This is a genomic window from Marinitoga lauensis, assembly GCF_004135675.1.
Classification (GTDB): Bacteria; Thermotogota; Thermotogae; order Petrotogales; family Petrotogaceae; genus Marinitoga; species Marinitoga lauensis.
The window spans coordinates 12,676-31,411 of record NZ_QHLX01000001.1; the positions used below are offsets into that span (position 1 = coordinate 12,676).

An 18,736-nucleotide genomic window follows, 5' to 3' on the forward strand; every position below is an offset into this window, starting at 1 on the left:
TGAAAACCATGTTAGAATTGCTAAAATAACAATTGGAGGTGATGGGATGAAAAAAATAGTGCTTTTATTTATTACTCTTTTATTAATTTCAACAAATATTATTTTTGCAGGCGATAATGAGGATAAATATAAAACCGATTCAACCAATACTCATATTTAAAATGATATTACTGAGTAAAAAACAAAAAATATAAATAGCAAAAAGGTTTATACCAAATTTTATTTGTGGAATATACTTAAATTATAGCATATGAGGTTTTATAAGACAAATATATTTATATATAAAAATTGGATTAGCGAGGTGACATTATGGATAAGATAAAAAATAAATCTCAAAAATATAAAAATTCAAGATTTAATGTTGAAATAAAAAAAGATGATGCCTGGATTATTTTTAATACATTCACCCATGGAATGCTTGAATTAAATGAGAAGTATTATAAAATTTATAAAAATTTTTATATTGAAAATCCAAAAATAGAGGAAAAAAATGAAAAGAATTATTATAAAAAAATATTAAGAAATCCATTCTCGGGAGAACGTTTAAATTGTAAAGTATTACCATGGTGTATGGGAGGATGTTTTTTGCTCGAAACAAAAAAACTTGAAAAATGTATACCAGAAAAATATATTTTGAATGACTTGATAAAACTATATTATGAGGAGGCAACAATTAATGAAAAAAATTCTAGAGTTTAGAGAAAAAAAGAATTTAGTAAAAATAATAGAATTGATATTATTTTCATTTATAGGAATATGTTTATATTATGTATTACCGCTATTTACTAAATATTTAATTGATGATATTATAAGCACTAATAGTATTAAAGGATTAAAAATCTGGTTATTTCTGGGATTGGGATTTTCAGTATTTTTGCATATATATATTTTTTATTTTTTAAAATATCAATGGGATAAAATACCATTATATTTTTCTGTGAAATTAAAAAAAATAATACTGAAAAAAATATTTAAAATAAAAAAATATAATTACAAAAATTTTGACAAAGGACAATTATTAAATTATCTTATTTCAGATAGTGGAACATATGCTAATGTAATGATTACTTATTTAGGAACTTTAACTATTGGGATATTAAGGGTAATTACAGGATATATAATCTTATTTATAATAAATCCAATTTTATCTTTAATAAGTGCGATATTTATTCCTTTATATGTATTTTCTATGGAATAAATAAGAAAAAACTGGAACAATATTCAAAATTAGAACGAATTAAAGCTGATGAGTTTATTACAAATGCAAATAAGAATATAGAAGGAAAGATTCATATTAATTTATATCAGAAAGAAAAATATTTTGAAAAGATATTTGAAAAAAAATTAGAAGAATGGAGAAGTATTAGATTAAAATATTCATATTGGTATAATTTTGGAAAAGAAGTACCTATGTTTGTAAATACATTATCTTCTTTTATAATAATGAGCATTGGTGGATATTATGTAATTTCACAAAAAATGACATTGGGAAGTTTAATAATGTTCTCACAATATTTAAGTATGCTTTTTGAACCATTAAGTCAAATTGCTCAGGCAATTGTAGAAAAACATTCAAATAAAGGAATATTAAATAGAATAGATGAATTTTATAATTATAATGAAGGAAAAAATTTAATCTTAGAAAGTAATAATAAAGATAACATTATAGAAATAAAGGATTGTACAATATATACGGAAAATAAAGAAAAATTATTAGAAATAGAAAATTTTATAATGAATAAAGATAATGGATTATATATTATAAAAGGAAAAAATGGAAGCGGAAAAACAACCATTTTAAATTTATTAACGCAAATATCCTCACCTGAAATAATCAAAAAAAATAAAAAGAATTCTGTATTTTCTTTTTCTAAAGACTTTATTGAAAGTTGTTCATATTTATATAATCCTGTATATCTTTTTGAAGGCGATGTGAAAACAAATATTACATTTAACAATACAGAAAATCCACAATATCTAAAAGAGATAATTTCTATGCTAAATATAAATAATTTAGATAAAAAAATAAATTTCCAAAATTTGAATATTTCATTAGGTGAAAAACAAAAAATACATCTGGCAAGAGTTTTATATTTTTCAAAAGAAAAAAATATTTTATTATTAGATGAACCCCTTTCAAATCTTGATTATAAGACCAAGGAAAATATTAAAAACTACTTGAGTAAATTAAAAAAGGAAAAGATAATATTAGTTGTATCCCATGAAAATCTATTTGATGATATTGCTGATAAAATTTATAACATAATTGATAATAAAATTTTTGAGGAAAGGAAGGAGGTGGTAGAATGAAGGGTTCGCCCTTCTACTTTTTTACAATGTATCACGGAATATGTTAATTTGTATAAATTCTCAATTGGATTTACACAAAATTTACATGTTACCCGATAAAAACTTCTCAATAATAGAATCAAGAAAAGTTCTTTCCTCATCTTCAAAAGAGTAATAGCCTAAAGCAACCCTTTTTTGAGTAATGTTATACTTCAAAGCAAAAGATTTCAAATTACCATCAACTTTTGGAATAATAGCCCATTTTATATCATACCTAACAGCATTCCTTAAAAACACATCGAAAATATTTTTTTCATTATCAGATAAATTAAAATAATTAACAATAAATTCTTTTTTGTTTTTCATATTCTTTAATAACTTCAAAATTAAATTTTTTCTAGCAATATAAAATAAACTGGCTTTGGCAGAAAGTATATCTTCAGTGAAATGAAAATTATTATAAAGATTATTTATCAGATTTTCTTCATGAAAATCTGATAACATCAAGTTAAAAAAATACATCTTCTCATAATCTCTTGAAAAATATTTGATGATTTTATCTTTATCTCCTTCAAAAATCAATCTTAAAATATTATTTTTGGTAAAAAATGTTTTTTTTATTAATGATGAATATGTAGCAAAAAATACAATTGAGAAATTAGAATCAAATATAGTCGTAATTTGATTAATGTTATTTTTAAATAAAAAACTAATATGTTTTTTATTAGAACTATCATAAAAATCTTTATTAAATTTATTATCAATACTTATATTCAAAGAATTTTCTTTCAATTCATTCGTAATTCTTGAAATATCATATAAACCAATATAATTATTAATTGAATAAACATCAAAAATAGTATCGAACTAATTATAAATTTTAAATAAATCTTCAAAATAATAACCGATATAATACTCCAGTAAATTTGCTACATATAAAGCTTCCCTTTTATCAATATTCCTTATCCACCATGCAGCATTATTTAATCCAGAACAGATCATGGTAGGATGTGGAAACTTTTTTGCAAGGTTAAAACCTTCAATAAACAAATCAAAAGCTTTAAAAAATCTTTATTATTTAAATATTTTCTTGCTTCAGAATATTTTAATAATGATTTCTGTGCATAACTACTTTCATACTCTTCACTCCAATATCTAATAAGTTTATCATCAATTGAATTTGAAAATCTTATCTCCATAAATCTTAAAGCAGGAATAATAATTTTTCTTGCTTTTTTATTAAGAGATTGAATATTATTTTTAATCTTTCTTAGTTCAATATTAGCTTTTTTAATTTTATTATTATTGAATAAAATACTAATCTTTTCAAGGGTAGCAAGTTCATTTAAAATTTTAGTAGTAGTAGTAACGAGTTCAGCATATTTAAAAGCTTCTCTGTATTTGTTTTTCCATATGGATTTTAAGCATAAAAGATAATAAACCAACCCTTCATCTTCAGTATTAGTTATAATATAATTCACAATAGGTTTAGAAAAAGCTCCATATTCTATAATATCAATTAGCTTATTTAAGGAATAATGTTTCATAAAACACCTCTTAAACAAAAAATTATAAATATCGAAACAAAAACTTAAAATAAGCAGTTCGATTAAGATTGAGTTACGGATTATTACAAAATAATTACTTCAAAATATGAAAATATCAAAAACAAAGAATTTCAGAAGTTGAAGTTATATGTCTAAAATATTACCATCGATTAAAAACGATGTTACGGTTTAGAATATTTATAAAAAGCTAATTTCAGGCTACAAAAGAAACACTTGACAGTCATATGAGAAATGCTAAGATAAATGCGGGGGTGAAAAAATGAAAAAAAATAATTATATTAATAATGACAATCATAATATTATCTTCAACGATGGTATATGGTGGTGATAAAAATAATTCAACTACTCATTCAACCAATCCTCAAACTCAAACTGAAGTTTCTGAATAAAAAGCAGCTCTATGCTCAATTGGTTCATTAATATTATAGCATATGACACTTTTGTAATACAATGTTGTTTTGTAAAATAAAATTAAATAAAAATTTTTCAACCGGTTGTTAAAATCCAGTACTGGAAGAAAATATAATTGAAAGGAGGGATAAAATGCAAGGTGTAAAAGTAATAAAAAAACCTAGACCAAAATTATCAAGTATTTTCACTAATAATGATGGATGTACAAATACAAATTGTAATTGCAATGGCAAATAAAATTTTTAATAGGAGGAGTATTCCCTCCATGCTAGTTAGAATGATATAGAACAAACTACATAGTTAAAACCAATTAAAATTAATATTTAGTTTTTTAGAGGTGATCTTATGAAAAAATCAAAATATACAATATATAAAAAAATAGATGACAAAATAATATTATTTAATACATTATACCATTCTCCTGAGTTTGACACTATTATTATCAACAAAATTCTAAAAAGTAGAATTATTCAAAAAAATAGCTATTGTTAACTTTTTATAAAAAGAGAAATTAGCCACACACCTCCTCCTTTTTGGCTTTTCATGCGTGTTTTAGGAGATTATTTTTTTAAATTCATCTAATTCCATCATTTTTTTCGGTTTTTCTATTTTTAATGTTTTTAATATGGCTTTTTGAAAATCGTTTAAATTGGCTCTTAATGCAAATAATTTGTCTTTTAATCTTATTTCAGAGTATTCCATTTTTTTTATAGCTTCTCTTATTTTTTCATGAGAGTATTCAATATTATTTTTTTCCAGTTCTAATTCTAATGTTCTTTGAATTATGTAAGATATGAAACTCATTACAATATGTCCTTTTATTCTTTTCGGTGTCCAATGAAATACCGGTCTTGTTTCAAGATAATTTTTTAATGTTCTGAATGTTTCTTCTACTTTCCATAATGTATGATATTGTTCTAATATTTCTTTTGGCGATAGTTTTGTGTTTGTTATTATTCCATAGTATCCATCGTATTTTTCATCATTTTCTATTTTTTCTATGTCCAATATATAATTTTGTTTGTTCTGTTCTTTTAAATATTTTTTCGCTCCTCTTTTACTTTTTGAATCTATATTTCCTTCTTCTAACATTTTTTTCGCTTTTTCTATTAATCGTAGTCTATCTGCTCTGTCTTTTTTGGCTCTTTCTTCTGAATATATTATGAGTAATCTTTTATTTTCATATTCTACTTCTCTATATTTTATTCCTTTTGCTATTTCTATGAATTCTCCTTCAAATATATTTACTTTTTTTAACTGTTTTATTGATTTTCCTACTATGAATTCATAATTAGAATTTTCTACTACTTCTATATTTTTTTTACTCATCATTCCTCTATCTGCTACTACTATTACTTTTCCTAATTGATATTCTTTTTTCATTTTTTCTATTGAATCTTTAAATGTATGCCCTTCAAATGTATTTCCTGCATATATATCAAAACTAACTGGCATTCTATCCTGATCTATTGACATCCCTAATACTACTTGCGACTCATTAAATTTCTTATCCTTTGAATATCCCATTTGTAATATTTCATTTGTTTGTTGTGTTTCAAACGCTAATGTTGTTACATCGTAAAATACTAAATCTACCGTTGTATTAAACAAACTTATCCTTTGATTATACATATGTTTTTCTATCGACTCTTTATTATCTGCTAATATATCCAATGTTCTGTATAACCAGTGCAACATTACATCTTTTTCTTCCAGGTCTTTTTCTTTTTTAACTTCCACTTTGTTATATCCAAAATACTCTAAATTATTAAATATTCCCAATTTACTCTTCGGTTCTACTATTCTATTCATCACCATTATTTTTAACATTTCTTCTGCATTGTATTTTATTTCTTTATCCAGTCTTTCAAAATATCTTTTCATCTCATATCTTTCAAATATCTTATTTACTATTACTTTGGCTCCGTAATTTCTTCTTGCTATTTCTTCCATTAAATCATCTTCTATTTTTTCATATTCATCTATTTCAAATATTTTAAAAAGACTATCTACAAGTTTTGTTATATCTTTTTTACTATACTTATCTATATTTCCAAAATTTATTACTGTATGCTGTTTCACTTTTCCATTTTCTCTTTTGCTTTCCATTATCCTTAAATATCTTTTTCCTTTCACTTTTGATATTTTAGGATACATTTTAAAACATCTCCTTTCAGTGGTTGTCATATATATTATACCACCAAAAGGACTAATATATTACTAATTATAGTTAATTCTCTGTAACAAAAGTTAGCCACACAATTTTTCGACTTCCTGAAAAATACACGCCTCAAACCCGCATTCTACCGTTCCATTTCCCTTAAAATCGCCAAATTGCTGTCAAAGGCAGGAAAATATAATTGAAAGGAGGGATAAAATGCAAGGTGTAAAAGTAATAAAAAAACCTAGACCAAAATTATCAAGTATTTTCACTAATAATGATGGATGTACAAATACAAATTGTAATTGCAATGGCAAATAAAATTTTTAATAGGAGGGAGTATTCCCTCCATGCTAGTTAGAATGATATAGAACAAACTACATAGTTAAAACCAATTAAAATTAATATTTAGTTTTTTAGAGGTGATCTTATGAAAAAATCAAAATATACAATATATAAAAAAATAGATGACAAAATAATATTATTTAATACATTATACCATTCTCTTGTTATATTTGATAATTACTATGAAAAAGAACTAATGAAATTATTGATTTCTCCTAATGAATTTCTAAAAAATACTAATAAAAATTTTTATAAATTATTAATAGAAAATAAATTTTTAGTAGAGGATGATATAAACGAATTAGATTTATTAAAAAAATATTACGAATCATTTATTAATGAAAATTTAATAATTAAAATATTTCTAACCCATTATTGTAATTTTAATTGTTCATATTGCTATCAAAATCATCAAAGAATTCATATATCGGATATTTATGAAAATGCTATAATTAATTTTATAAAAAACAAAATAAATTCAAACATTAAGTCGGTTGTCTTGACGTTTTTCGGTGGAGAACCTATGTTATTAAAGGATAAAATTTTTAAAATTTCAGAATCTGTATATAACATAATAAATAATAAAAATATAAAATTAATTGCGAATATAGTAACAAATGGTTCGATCTTCGATGAGAAATTTTATACAAAACTATCAAAAGTTTCTGAACATATTAATATTCAAATAACACAGGATGGTTCAAAAAAGCGACATAATAAAAAGAGACCTTTTAAATCGGGTAATGGTTCATATGAGATTATAATAAAAAATTTAAAAAAGTTAGATAATTTAAAAATTAAAAATATTAACGTCGTTTATAGATTAAATATTGATGAAGATTTTACAAAAAAAGATTTTGATGATTTGTACAAATTCAAAAATATAAATTATTTTCTTTCTATTGTAGGAATATTTAATAATCCAGAACAAGAAAAAAATGCAAATAACGATAAATATGTATATGATTTGTTAAAAAAAGCGAAAGAAAAAGGTTTTGAAATTTCTAGCTTTTTTAAAAATCCATTATATAGTTGCAGTGCAGGATTACCAAATACTTTTACATTTACACCAGATGGTAAGATTACAATATGTACGGGAATAGAACCACTTAATAATGAAAATAATATGGGATATCTTGATCTAAAAGGTAATTTAATAATAACAAATAAAAAATTATATAATAAATTATATAGCAGAAATAGAGATGTTTTTGAATTTGAAGAGTGTAGAAAATGTAACTTACTTCCTATTTGTTTTGGTGGTTGTGCCTATGCAAGAAAAATAAAAGAGAAAAATGATTTTTGTATTCCAGAAAAATATTATCTTAAAGAAGCGATAGAAGTGGAATTAGAGGTGTAAAAATGGATTTGAAGTTAAAAAATAGATTATTGTTTTTATTTGAAATATTATTAAGAGTTGTGAAAGCTGTATTATTACCATTATTACTTAAATGGATAATAGATATGATTACACAAAATCCTCAAATGTCGTTATATGGAGCATATTTGTATTCAATAATATTAATTATTGAATTAACTCTATTATTATATTTTGGAGTTGCAAATAGACATATATGGCCTATATTTTATAAAGAAAAAATAAAATTATACTTATTTAAATCATTACATGACAAGAAAAAACTTTTTGATAATGGGACATTGCTAAACATGATATTTGATGATACATATAATGACGTTGAACCAAATCAAATATTTTTTGCTATGTTTTATGGAAGACTGATAATAAGTATAATATCGCTTGGCCTTATAGGATATATTGCAGGAGAAAAATATTTTATATTATCCTTAATTTATATAATCTTAATAGCTTTAAATTTACAATTACACCATAAGATAAAATATGACAAAGTTAATGAAAAATATAAAAAACTTGTAGATAATCAAATGGATTTTATTTCTGGATATAAATCAATTTCTCAATATAATGTATTTGATAAATTTTATAAAATGAAAGAACGATATGAGAATGAAAATATAAAAGAACATATGAAATATTATATAAAATATGCCTTTTTGAATCAAATCAATACTTTAATAATGATTTTTTTTAATGTAATTATGATTTATATGCTATTAACGGATATAAAAAATGGTTTGATAACATTAGGAACATATTTTATGATATTTGAACTCAAAGAAAATGTTGTGGATCCAATAGAAGTTTTTAAATTTCTAATAAATGAATATAAAAGAATAAAGGTTAGTAGAAATAAGTTGAAAGAAATAGATAAAATTGAAGAAATAGAATTAAATGAAAATATTGAAAGGATATTAGAAATAACAGAAAATCCTCAAATAGAATTAAAAAATATAAATTTTCAATATAATGACAAAAAAACAATATTTGAAAATTTAAATCTAAAATTATCCGGTAAAGGATTGTATGTAATAAAAGGAGAAAGCGGTAGAGGAAAAAGTACATTGATAAAAATGATATTAAGAATTATAGAACCACAATCTGGTGAAATAAAATTAAATGGAATAAATATAAAAAAGCAGAATATTAATTATATAAAAAATAATATAAAAGTATTAATGCAAGATAGTTCTTCTGTATATGGTTCTATAAAAGAAAATATAGATTTTGGAAGAAATTATGGAAGGGAGCAAATAATTGAGACACTTGACAGAATAGCCTTAAATAAATTCAAGGAAAATATTGATTATATAATTGATTTTAATGGTGAAAATATTTCTGGAGGACAATTAAAAAGAATATTAATAGGAAGAACAATAATTGACAATTCAAAAATAGTAATATTTGATGAACATTTACAAATTTAGATGAATACAATAAGAATTTAATAATAAAAATAATAGAGGAAATAAAAGAAAAAAAGATGTGTATAGTAATAAGCCATGAAAACATTCTTGACAAAATAGCGGATAAAATCATAAATTTATAAGGTGAGACTATGTGGAAATTATTAAAAAATGTCGGATATAAAAATTTGATTATTTTCTTTTTAGCTGTAATATTTGGAGTGTTATCAATGGTATTTCAAATTGGAATACCATTACAAATAAGAGAGATACTTGATTATACTATTAATAATAAAGATATAAAAATTCAAATGATTATAACACTATTTTTGATATATATAATATCAGAAATTACTGAATTAATAAGTGGAATATTATCAACATATACAGAAATTTCTTCAGAAAAAGAATTAAGAAAAAAATTATTAAAAAATATAATAAATAACAAGAGCGAAAAAATATCCGAAAAAGGGGTAGGATATATTCAGACATTAATATTTGATGATATAGAAACATTTTTATCCATAATGCAACCAAGGATAGTAATAACATCATTATATACATTATATATACTTATTTCAGGATATATAATGTTCAAGATAAATATATTATATACAGTAATAATAATTTTTTATCTCATAAGCATATTTTTTTACTTTAAAATAGCTTTTAAAAAAATTCAAAAGGATTTCAGGAAGTTCAAAATAGTAAAAGAGAATTAAAAGCAAAAATCGAAAATCTATTAAAAGCACGTATAGATTTATATTTATATAATAAAATCAAATATTTTTTTGAAAAACAAAATAAAGGCTTTGATGAATTTACAGAAAAAAATACAAGAGCATATTCGATTAACCATATATATATTAATATGATGCCAGAATATATAAGAACAATATCTTTTTCAATGATATTGATAATATCTATATATCAATTAATTTCTGGAATAATTACAATTGGAACATTTCAGATGATATTAAATTATTCTGGAACAATATTTATTATAGCTCAACAATTATCAATAATTACATCAGATATATCAAGAGCTCTCTCAACCAAAAATATTTTATTAGAATATATTGAAGATAATAAAAGAAAATCCTATAAAAAACCTAAAGAAGAAATAAATAATATTTTAGTTAAAAACTTATCATATGGATATAATGGATCTAATTTAATTGAAAATCTTTCATTTTCTGCATATAAAAATGAAATTATAATAATAAAAGGACAAAGTGGAATAGGAAAAACAACTTTATTGGATATTTTAAGTGGAAGAAAAGAAATAGGAAAAGGTGAAATAAAAATAAACAATAATAATGATATAGGTATTAAAGATATAACTGACAAAATATCTTATATGACACAAAATGATTATATATTTAATGAGAGTGTATATGAAAATATATCCTTGGGAAGAAATATAGATAAAGAAAAAATAAGGGAAATACTTGACTTTCTTAAATTAAAAGATATCCCTCTTGATTATAATTTAGAAAAAAATGGAAATAATATATCTGGAGGACAAAAATCAAGAATTTTACTTGCACGAGCATTAATAGCTAAAGAAAAAGAAATAATATTACTTGATGAACCTTTAAATGGTGTTGATAAAAAAACTAAGAAGAAGATTCTTGATGGATTAAATAAGTTTTTAAAAAATAAAATTGTAATAATATCAACGCATGATAAAGATATAAGCAAAATAGGAAAAATTGTAGACATTGAAAAATATTCAAACTATTCTATTTAAAAAGTTATTAGGATTAATAAAAATTCTTCATTCAACAACATCGCCTGATCTTAAATTTCAATGTTCTGAACCAGAATATTAGTTCGGATTTATAAAATTGAACACAAACCAGTTTTTCAGAAATCTTCAATATAAATCTTAATGATCAACAACACAATACGCCACAATAAAATAAAAAATTAACAATATAAATAAATCAGTCGATATAATAAAAATGTAAATTTATTAAAATTAATAAAATAAAAATTCACACAGAATTTATATTAATGTTATTGTTTTTTTGATAAAATTATTGTAAATTGAAAATAAAAACAATATTTATTGTAATATGATAAAAATCATTAAGAGTTTTAAGTTCTTAACTGAATATTATTAGCAATAAGAAGCTAAAAAATACTTTAAATTTAAAAATATAATCAAATTCGAAAGGGGGACAACATGAAAATAATAGAAGCAAAAAATATAAAGAAAAAATTTAAAGATTTAGAAGTTTTGAAAAATATAAATTTTTCAATTAATAAAGGTGACTTTGCGGTAATCATTGGAAAAAATGGAAGTGGGAAAAGTACATTATTAAAAATTGCAATAGGTTTATTATTACCTGATGAAGGTGATATAAAAGTGCTTAATCGTGATGTAAAAAAGAATGGAAAAAATTATCAAAAGAAATAGGAGTGGTTCTTACCAACGAAAGAAGCTTATATTGGAAATTAACTGCTTATGAAAATTTAGATATTTTTGGTGGTATATATGGAGTAAAAAGAAATTGAGAAAGGAAAAAATTAATTTTTTACTTGACAAATTCAATCTCTCTCAATTTAAAGATAGACCAGTTGAGAATTTTTCAACAGGAATGAGAAAGAAATTAATGTTATGTAAAGCACTTATTCATGAGCCGAAAGTATTATTTTTAGATGAAATACTAAATGGCCTTGATCCAGAAGCAACATATGAAATGATAGAATATTTAAATGAATTAAATAATAACGGATTAACCATCTTTATGATCAGTCATATTCTTCATGTTTTTTCAGAAGATACAAATATATATTTATTAAAAGAAGGAACATTTAAATTAAAAACAAGATTTGGAGATATAAAAGAAGAGAACGATAATATTTATGAATATTTTAAAGATATAGTAAAAAGCGAGGAATTAGCATGAAAGAATTAATGACTCTGGTAAAGAAAGACTGGCTTATAAGAAAAAAATATAAATTCATATGGATAAATATGGCATTAACTCCATTTTTCATGATAGGACCGTATATATTCACATCTAAATTATTTAATAAAATTGACTTTTCTGAAAGCATATTAATTGGAACATTATTATGGTATTGGTTAAATCAATACTTTTGGGGGTTGGAGATGGTTTTGGAGAAGAAAGGCTGAAGGTACATTAATTTCTATAATAATATCCCTATATCTTCGTTAAAATTTTTATTTTCAAAAAGCATTGATACTTTTCTCACAAATATTTATTTAACTATATTTACATTAATATTCTTTTCAATATCTGGAATAACAATAAAAATAAGTATATGGATATTTATTCTATTATTGATGAGCGGTATATACATAACCTTTTTTTCAATATTCTTTGCCGCATTAGCTTTATGGAAAAAGAAAATAGGAAGTATTAATTATACACTTCAGTATTTTATAGGGCTTCTTTCTGGAATGACCAGTCCTGTAAATTATTATCCTATATATATAAAAGCGATATCATATATAATCCCACTAACTTACTTAATATCTATAGGAAGAAATATTATTCAAAATGGAAGTGTCGATAATAAAAGTATATATATGCTTTTAATATTAACAATAATAAGTTTTTTATATTTGATTATAGGAATATTAATGTTGAAAAAAGTGGAAAGATATACACGTGAAAAAGGTGAGTGGGAATCATGGTAAATAGCCTATATCTTGCAAAAGCAAACTTTTTAACAGCAAGAAAATATAAAATAGATTGGTATGGAGCTTTTTTTACACCGCTATTGACAATAATACCGGTTTTTTTATTATATATTTTTGGTGAAAAAAGCGGGTTAGCACAATTTTTTTATGGAAATACAAATACGAAAAACATATTTGGATATGTTTTAATTGGTGCAGCATATTGGAATTATATAGAAATATTATGGGGAGTAATATTCACATTAAGGCATTATATGAAAATAGGACAATTAGAAGAAATATTTCTGATGCCTGTAAGTCCATTGGGTTATATATTCGGATGGTCAGTATTAGGAATATTAAAAGTTACTTTAGAATCAATACCAATAATAATATTAGCAATAATCTCAAATATAACAACAATTAATATTTTTAATTTTTGGGAGCAATTGTTGTATTTATAATTTCTATGCTGGCATCATTTGGCTTTGTTTTTTTCTTTTTTGGTGTTACATTATTATTCAAAGATGGAGATGAACTGGTTAGTTTAATGGGAAACGCTGCACCTTTAATAGGAGGAATGTTTTTCCCAATAACGATTTTACCGGCATTTTTGAGGGAATATCATATATATTTCCTTTTAGCTGGGGATTGGATATAATGCGACACTTATTAATGAACACAAATACTATTACAGATATAAAATTGGAATATATGATATTAATAATATTATCTTTTAGCTATTTGTTAATCGGAATAATTTCTTTCAAAATATTGGAGAAAAAATCCAGAAAACAGGGAATTCAAGGTTTTTAACATTATGAAAATAGTTGAAAATCATAAAATATAATTCCTGTATATTTATAGATTAATTTTAAATGAAAATTGAAGATTTTTTATATTGTTTATTTAAAATCAGATATAATAATGTTTTTTCATTAAGAGGTGTATATATGTTAGAAAAAATAATAAATAAAAGAAACTATTTTATGCATATAAATAAAATTACCATTTCTATAAATATGCTTTTCTTTTTTTATTTTATGATTCATGATAGTTTAGAGATTACGATGCCATTGTTTTTTGAAAAATATAAAATAAACATAGTTTATTTAGGAATATTAATATCAATTAGTAAAATATTGAGATCTATTATTATTATACCAATTTCAAATATAAGAATGGATAAAAAGATAAAAATATTATATTTTGTATTATTTACCAATATTTTATTAAATGTTTTCTCAATCATATTAAGGAATGTGTATCTTATCCTCTTTTATTTTTTATTTTTTCTTATTTCTACAAGTGTTTTTAATGTAATTATAAATCCTATCCTGGCAATAAACACACCAGAAGATAAATTAGGAATCACTTTTGGTATAAGGACGTATTTTTATATATTGGGTGTTTCACAGGATTATTAATTACAGGAAAAATTATTGATATAAGCAATAATTATAATAATCTTTCTTTTATGTATATTATTCTATTTGTTTTCTTAATATTGAATTTAAAGAGTATACAAAAATTAAATGGAGTTAATTTATCATATTCGGAGAATAAAAAAATAAACACTCAGCAAATAAATTAGTAAATATATTTAAGATCGAAAAAAGATTTCTTTATTATATTGTTGTTAGTACAATAATAATTCTTGGAACAAGTAGCCTGACATACATGCCATTAATTGGAAAAGAATATGGAATAAGTGATAGTGGAATATATTATATATTTTCATCTTCAATATTTTTTTCTGCTTTTATGTCTTTAATAGGTGGAATAATAATAGATAAATTCAATAAGAAAAAATATATATAATAAACACATTTTTATATTTAATAGTATTATATTTGTTTAGTATAAATAACAAAATTCTGTTTGTTATAGGTATTTTAATTACTTCAGTTCAAATGGCATTTGCAAATATCAATAGCACATATCTTTTGAAACGTTTTCAAATGAAAAAATTGAAAAATATTGGGGAATAATAAGTGTAGTTTCTTTAATCTCTTCAAGTATGGGATATTTTTATCTGGATATTTATGGGAAATAAATCCATCGATTATGTTATTATTTTCTTTTCTAACAACTTTTTTAGGATTTATTTTAACGTTTAAATTACCAGTAAAAAATGATAGGATGTGATTTAGAAAGTTATACAGATAGAAATATTGAAAAATTTTTATTGATACATATTTATCCGAACTAGTAGAAAAATATTAGAAATGAATTTGAAAATAAAAACAATATTTATTATAATATGATAAAAATCATTAAGAGTTTTAAGTCTTTAACTGAATATTAATGACAATGAAAAGTGAAAATATTTTAAATTTAAAAATATAATCAAATTCGAAAGGGGATAATATGAAAAAATATTTGAAGATAATAAAAAATAAAAGATTAGAGTTTATTATCCTTTTAATTTTCACATCAGCATTAAGTTTTTTTGAGGGATTAATACAACCATTAATGGTTAAATGGTTGTTTGACGAAGCAATATTGAAAATGAATTTCAAAAAATTTGTATTACTCAGTATTATTTATCTTGGTTTGGGAATAACATTTGTAATATTGTTCTATATACACAGTCTCTGGAAGAAAAAGTTTGAAAATAAAATAGTGCTTAATCTGGAATCTGAATTATTAGAAAAAACTTTAAACCATGATTTGAAAGAATATAAAGAAAAGGGTTTTGGATATTTTGTAAATTCAATACATAAAGATGTTCAAGAAGGAATAGTTCCATATATTGAAATGATTTTAACTATAGTATCAATGATAATATCGGAAATAGCATTATTAATTGCCATGTTTTATATATCCTGGAAAGCATCATTGATATTATTTATAATAGTTCCACCATTAATGTATATATCGACTATTGTCAGTCAAAAAGTAAGAGATAAGACGGCAATAGAAAGGGAAAAAGAAGGAGAATATATTAATTATTTAACCAATACATTAAAAGCTTTCAAAATATTAAAAACATTTATCAGGATATTTGAAAAAAGCGCATTCAAACATAGAAAGTATTTAGAAGAATATTTAAATAGTAGTTATGAAAGTCATAAAGCAATAAAATCGGCACAGGTATTAGGAGATATAATAAGGAACTCAGCAGATGCAACTTCATTAATTGTTGCAGGATACTTTGTATTAATAGGAAAATTAAGTTTTGGTGGATTTGTAGCAATAATAAACTCATTCTGGAGAGCAGTTTCATCACTATTTGGAATAATACAGTCAGTACCGGAATTACAAAGGTTTTCAGAAATACTTGAAAGAATAACGAAATTATTAGAATTAAAAGATAAAAGATATTATGAAATAGACAATAAAATAAAACTGGAAAATATCAAGTTGTCATATAAAAATAAAAAAATACTGGACATAAAAGATTTAAATATAGAACTAAATAAAAAAATGTTAATAGTAGGACCTAATGGAAGTGGAAAAACAACAATATTGGATATAATATCAGGGCATCTAGCTCCAGATAATGGAAAAATAATAAGACCGAAAGAAGTATTGTCATTAACCGCACCATTAGAATTACCTGAATTAAAAGTAACTGAATTAATAGAAAATGAAGAAATAATAAAAAAATTAGGATTGGAAAAATTAAAGGAAAAAGAAGCATCAAAATTATCAGCAGGTGAAAAACAAAAAGTTGGAATAGGATTAACTCTTGAAAATGAAAGTGTAGCATATATTTTTGATGAACCACTCACAAACATAGATGAAAATAGTAAAAAGAAGATAATAGATTTAATATTGGAAAAAACAAAAAATAAGACTTTAATAATGGTCTTACACGGAGAAAAAGAATTCCACAAACTATTTGATGAAAAATTACGTATAGATACAATTAACAATGTAGAAAGTGAAACACTATAAGCTCATAAATCTTCTATACTGTTTTTGCAATTTAGAATTAATATAATGAAACCTTTTAAATCCTCACTATAGATTTTTGATAAAACATATAAAAAATAGTGAATATTCAAAATAGGAGATATAAAATGAAAAGTTTAAAATTATTGTTTAAATACATTATAATATATTCTTTTAAAAAAGCACCATTTCTATCAATAGCATATTTTATTATAGAAATACTAAGTTATGCTATTCCGGGAATAAAAATAATAATTGCTGCATTATTTATCGATGCAGTTCAAATTGTTATTAATAACGGGAATTTAAATAAAAATTTCTTACTAATATCTTTTTTATTTTTTATAATGTTTTTAATAAATCATATTATAAATCTAATATCAAAACATATTTACATTAAACTATCTAAAAAAGTTGATAGTCAAATTGAAGGAGAAATTTTAAGGAAAAATGCCAGATTGAAATATGATATATTAGAAAATCATGAAAATTATGAATTAATTGAAAGAATATATGATAATTCCGAAAATGCAATAACAATGGGATTAAACGAAATAAGTTCATTTATGAAAATTATAGTGGAAATATTATCAATATCAGCAATAATAATGAAAAACAGCATATTAATAGGAATAATAGTATTTGCATTATTAATACTTATGGCAATAATAGGTTATTATAGTGGAGAGCAGGAATATGAATCATATACAAAGTCTATGAAGTATTTTCGCAAAGCAAAAGTTTATGATTTGATGTTAAATGCAGGTGAAATGGCAGATGAACGAATATTATTTGATTATGGAGATAATATAGCAAATAAATTTGAGGAACTATATGAAAAAGGTAGAAGAATAGATATAAAAATAACAAAGAAAAATATAATAAGAATCAAACTTTTAAGTATATTAATGTCTGGGTTGGCTTTTGGCATTTCTGCAAGTTTATTACTAGTTTTAAAATCTGGAAAAATAACCTCAGGAATGTTTATCAGTATAACAGGTGCAGTATTCAACTTAATACATCCCATGTCCTGGACATTTTCAAATATAGTAAAGGACTTAATAAGGCGTATAAATTATATAAAAGATTATAAGGAGTTTATGAAATTATCAGAAATAGAAAGAGATATACATGAAACAATAAAAAATATTGAAGATGTTGAAATAATAGAATTAAAAAATATTTCATTTAAATACCCAAAATCAAATAAATGGATATATAATAATCTTAATCTAAAATTAGAAAAAGGAAAAACATATGCATTTGTAGGTGAAAATGGAGCGGGAAAAACAACAATAATAAAATTATTACTTGGATTATATGAGGATTATAAAGGAGAAATATATATTAATAACAAGAGACAAAAAATACGAATTTAGAAGATTGGTATAAATATTTTTCAGTTGTTTATCAGGACTATGTAAAATATTCATTATCTTTAGAGAAGAATATAAAAATAGGAGACATAAAAAAGAATAATAATGAATTATATAATAATATACTTAAATTAACTGATATTGAGAAAATAATTGAAAATCTACCTGAAAAAGAAAAAACAAAACTTGGATATATTAATGGGAATGGTCATAATTTATCAGAAGGCCAATGGCAAAAAGTAAT

The 18,736-nt window shown here is 22.8% G+C and carries 22 protein-coding genes and 2 pseudogenes; 20 read left to right on the forward strand and 4 right to left on the reverse strand.

Annotated elements, in window-relative coordinates; all coding sequences use genetic code 11:
* Positions 1-309 precede the first annotated feature (309 nt).
* From DJ007_RS00050 to DJ007_RS16535, 3 genes and pseudogenes are all read left to right on the forward strand, one after another.
* The gene (locus DJ007_RS00050; protein WP_129407802.1) at positions 310-699 is read left to right on the forward strand and encodes a hypothetical protein; all 390 of its coding nucleotides are present in this window, start codon (positions 310-312) and stop codon (positions 697-699) included.
* Positions 677-1,479, forward strand: a pseudogene (locus DJ007_RS00055) (ABC transporter transmembrane domain-containing protein); the annotation flags it as partial. The gene DJ007_RS00050 and the pseudogene DJ007_RS00055, both read left to right, overlap by 23 nt.
* Positions 1,480-1,734: 255 nt before the next feature.
* Entirely contained in the window at positions 1,735-2,310 is a 576-nt protein-coding gene (locus DJ007_RS16535; RefSeq protein ID WP_240739196.1) for an ATP-binding cassette domain-containing protein, read from the forward strand.
* Positions 2,311-2,391: 81 nt separating this feature from the next.
* On the opposite strand, the gene DJ007_RS16540 is transcribed toward DJ007_RS16535, so the two are convergent.
* The 3 genes from DJ007_RS16540 to DJ007_RS16545 form a co-directional block, all read right to left on the reverse strand.
* Positions 2,392-3,066 carry a hypothetical protein gene (locus DJ007_RS16540; RefSeq protein ID WP_240739113.1) on the reverse strand — a complete coding sequence of 225 codons (675 nt, stop codon included), beginning with the start codon at positions 3,064-3,066 and terminating at the stop codon, positions 2,392-2,394.
* A gap of 90 nt (positions 3,067-3,156) precedes the next feature.
* Positions 3,157-3,291: a hypothetical protein gene (locus DJ007_RS18490; RefSeq protein ID WP_276318582.1), complete on the reverse strand. Its 135-nt coding sequence runs from the start codon at positions 3,289-3,291 to the stop codon at positions 3,157-3,159.
* Positions 3,288-3,836, reverse strand: coding sequence for a hypothetical protein (locus tag DJ007_RS16545; protein WP_129407805.1), 549 nt, complete (start codon positions 3,834-3,836; stop codon positions 3,288-3,290). The genes DJ007_RS18490 and DJ007_RS16545 overlap by 4 nt, the downstream gene beginning before the upstream one ends.
* A gap of 777 nt (positions 3,837-4,613) precedes the next feature.
* On the opposite strand from DJ007_RS16545, the gene DJ007_RS14410 reads away from it, so the two are divergent.
* Complete coding sequence (locus tag DJ007_RS14410; protein WP_165973915.1) at positions 4,614-4,760, forward strand: hypothetical protein; 147 nt, start codon at positions 4,614-4,616, stop codon at positions 4,758-4,760.
* Between the two features lie 60 nt (positions 4,761-4,820).
* Here the strand turns inward: DJ007_RS14410 and DJ007_RS00075 are convergent, their stop codons facing one another.
* Positions 4,821-6,455 (reverse strand): IS1634 family transposase, encoded by a 1,635-nt coding sequence (locus tag DJ007_RS00075; RefSeq protein ID WP_129407806.1) that lies wholly within the window; start codon positions 6,453-6,455, stop codon positions 4,821-4,823.
* Between the two features lie 404 nt (positions 6,456-6,859).
* On the opposite strand from DJ007_RS00075, the gene DJ007_RS00080 reads away from it, so the two are divergent.
* The 16 genes and pseudogenes from DJ007_RS00080 to DJ007_RS19710 form a co-directional block, all read left to right on the forward strand.
* Entirely contained in the window at positions 6,860-8,134 is a 1,275-nt protein-coding gene (locus DJ007_RS00080; RefSeq protein WP_129407807.1) for a radical SAM/SPASM domain-containing protein, read from the forward strand.
* 2 nt (positions 8,135-8,136) lie between these two features.
* Positions 8,137-9,579, forward strand: a complete 1,443-nt coding sequence (locus DJ007_RS00085) for an ATP-binding cassette domain-containing protein (protein ID WP_129407808.1) — start codon at positions 8,137-8,139, stop codon at positions 9,577-9,579.
* Positions 9,580-9,710: 131 nt separating this feature from the next.
* On the forward strand, positions 9,711-10,280 hold the full coding sequence (locus tag DJ007_RS00090) for an ABC transporter transmembrane domain-containing protein (RefSeq protein WP_129407809.1): 570 nt from the start codon (positions 9,711-9,713) through the stop codon (positions 10,278-10,280).
* A 149-nt stretch (positions 10,281-10,429) separates the two neighbouring features.
* Complete coding sequence (locus DJ007_RS00095) at positions 10,430-11,311, forward strand: ATP-binding cassette domain-containing protein (protein WP_129407810.1); 882 nt, start codon at positions 10,430-10,432, stop codon at positions 11,309-11,311.
* A gap of 438 nt (positions 11,312-11,749) precedes the next feature.
* A complete protein-coding gene (locus DJ007_RS18495; RefSeq protein ID WP_206075968.1) occupies positions 11,750-11,983 on the forward strand; it encodes an ATP-binding cassette domain-containing protein in 234 nt (77 codons plus the stop codon).
* A 94-nt stretch (positions 11,984-12,077) separates the two neighbouring features.
* Positions 12,078-12,476 (forward strand): ATP-binding cassette domain-containing protein, encoded by a 399-nt coding sequence (locus tag DJ007_RS18500; protein ID WP_206075969.1) that lies wholly within the window; start codon positions 12,078-12,080, stop codon positions 12,474-12,476.
* A complete protein-coding gene (locus tag DJ007_RS16555; RefSeq protein WP_240739114.1) occupies positions 12,473-12,706 on the forward strand; it encodes a hypothetical protein in 234 nt (77 codons plus the stop codon). The genes DJ007_RS18500 and DJ007_RS16555 overlap by 4 nt, the downstream gene beginning before the upstream one ends.
* Positions 12,707-12,877: 171 nt before the next feature.
* The gene (locus tag DJ007_RS16560) at positions 12,878-13,234 is read left to right on the forward strand and encodes a hypothetical protein (protein WP_368359171.1); all 357 of its coding nucleotides are present in this window, start codon (positions 12,878-12,880) and stop codon (positions 13,232-13,234) included.
* Positions 13,228-13,680, forward strand: coding sequence for a hypothetical protein (locus DJ007_RS16565; protein WP_240739115.1), 453 nt, complete (start codon positions 13,228-13,230; stop codon positions 13,678-13,680). Before DJ007_RS16560 ends, DJ007_RS16565 begins: the two co-directional genes overlap by 7 nt.
* Positions 13,681-13,685: 5 nt before the next feature.
* The gene (locus DJ007_RS16570) at positions 13,686-13,877 is read left to right on the forward strand and encodes a hypothetical protein (protein WP_240739116.1); all 192 of its coding nucleotides are present in this window, start codon (positions 13,686-13,688) and stop codon (positions 13,875-13,877) included.
* Positions 13,877-14,032 carry a hypothetical protein gene (locus DJ007_RS16575; protein WP_240739117.1) on the forward strand — a complete coding sequence of 52 codons (156 nt, stop codon included), beginning with the start codon at positions 13,877-13,879 and terminating at the stop codon, positions 14,030-14,032. The genes DJ007_RS16570 and DJ007_RS16575 overlap by 1 nt, the downstream gene beginning before the upstream one ends.
* Before the next feature lie 137 nt (positions 14,033-14,169).
* On the forward strand, positions 14,170-14,643 hold the full coding sequence (locus tag DJ007_RS00115) for a hypothetical protein (protein ID WP_129407811.1): 474 nt from the start codon (positions 14,170-14,172) through the stop codon (positions 14,641-14,643).
* 253 nt (positions 14,644-14,896) lie between these two features.
* The gene (locus DJ007_RS14415; protein ID WP_165973916.1) at positions 14,897-15,037 is read left to right on the forward strand and encodes a hypothetical protein; all 141 of its coding nucleotides are present in this window, start codon (positions 14,897-14,899) and stop codon (positions 15,035-15,037) included.
* A gap of 549 nt (positions 15,038-15,586) precedes the next feature.
* Positions 15,587-17,119 (forward strand): ABC transporter transmembrane domain-containing protein, encoded by a 1,533-nt coding sequence (locus DJ007_RS00120; RefSeq protein ID WP_129407812.1) that lies wholly within the window; start codon positions 15,587-15,589, stop codon positions 17,117-17,119.
* Positions 17,120-17,244: 125 nt separating this feature from the next.
* A complete protein-coding gene (locus DJ007_RS00125) occupies positions 17,245-18,495 on the forward strand; it encodes an ATP-binding cassette domain-containing protein (RefSeq protein ID WP_129407813.1) in 1,251 nt (416 codons plus the stop codon).
* 44 nt (positions 18,496-18,539) lie between these two features.
* Positions 18,540-18,734, forward strand: a pseudogene (locus DJ007_RS19710) (ABC transporter ATP-binding protein); the annotation flags it as partial.
* Between the last annotated feature and the right edge of the window lie 2 nt (positions 18,735-18,736).

Bases quoted from the DNA above. Each gene is read 5' to 3' on its own strand.
- DJ007_RS00050 (WP_129407802.1), top strand. From the start codon at position 310: ATGGATAAGATAAAAAATAAATCTCAAAAATATAAAAATTCAAGATTT.
- DJ007_RS16535 (WP_240739196.1), top strand. From the start codon at position 1,735: ATGAATAAAGATAATGGATTATATATTATAAAAGGAAAAAATGGAAGC.
- DJ007_RS18490 (WP_276318582.1), bottom strand. From the start codon at position 3,291: ATGATCTGTTCTGGATTAAATAATGCTGCATGGTGGATAAGGAATATT.
- DJ007_RS16545 (WP_129407805.1), bottom strand. From the start codon at position 3,836: ATGAAACATTATTCCTTAAATAAGCTAATTGATATTATAGAATATGGA.
- DJ007_RS14410 (WP_165973915.1), top strand. From the start codon at position 4,614: ATGAAAAAATCAAAATATACAATATATAAAAAAATAGATGACAAAATA.
- DJ007_RS00075 (WP_129407806.1), bottom strand. From the start codon at position 6,455: ATGACAACCACTGAAAGGAGATGTTTTAAAATGTATCCTAAAATATCA.
- DJ007_RS00080 (WP_129407807.1), top strand. From the start codon at position 6,860: ATGAAAAAATCAAAATATACAATATATAAAAAAATAGATGACAAAATA.
- DJ007_RS00085 (WP_129407808.1), top strand. From the start codon at position 8,137: ATGGATTTGAAGTTAAAAAATAGATTATTGTTTTTATTTGAAATATTA.
- DJ007_RS00090 (WP_129407809.1), top strand. From the start codon at position 9,711: ATGTGGAAATTATTAAAAAATGTCGGATATAAAAATTTGATTATTTTC.
- DJ007_RS00095 (WP_129407810.1), top strand. From the start codon at position 10,430: ATGATGCCAGAATATATAAGAACAATATCTTTTTCAATGATATTGATA.
- DJ007_RS18495 (WP_206075968.1), top strand. From the start codon at position 11,750: ATGAAAATAATAGAAGCAAAAAATATAAAGAAAAAATTTAAAGATTTA.
- DJ007_RS16555 (WP_240739114.1), top strand. From the start codon at position 12,473: ATGAAAGAATTAATGACTCTGGTAAAGAAAGACTGGCTTATAAGAAAA.
- DJ007_RS16560 (WP_368359171.1), top strand. From the start codon at position 12,878: ATGAGCGGTATATACATAACCTTTTTTTCAATATTCTTTGCCGCATTA.
- DJ007_RS16565 (WP_240739115.1), top strand. From the start codon at position 13,228: ATGGTAAATAGCCTATATCTTGCAAAAGCAAACTTTTTAACAGCAAGA.
- DJ007_RS16570 (WP_240739116.1), top strand. From the start codon at position 13,686: ATGCTGGCATCATTTGGCTTTGTTTTTTTCTTTTTTGGTGTTACATTA.
- DJ007_RS16575 (WP_240739117.1), top strand. From the start codon at position 13,877: ATGCGACACTTATTAATGAACACAAATACTATTACAGATATAAAATTG.
- DJ007_RS00115 (WP_129407811.1), top strand. From the start codon at position 14,170: ATGTTAGAAAAAATAATAAATAAAAGAAACTATTTTATGCATATAAAT.
- DJ007_RS14415 (WP_165973916.1), top strand. From the start codon at position 14,897: ATGCCATTAATTGGAAAAGAATATGGAATAAGTGATAGTGGAATATAT.
- DJ007_RS00120 (WP_129407812.1), top strand. From the start codon at position 15,587: ATGAAAAAATATTTGAAGATAATAAAAAATAAAAGATTAGAGTTTATT.
- DJ007_RS00125 (WP_129407813.1), top strand. From the start codon at position 17,245: ATGAAAAGTTTAAAATTATTGTTTAAATACATTATAATATATTCTTTT.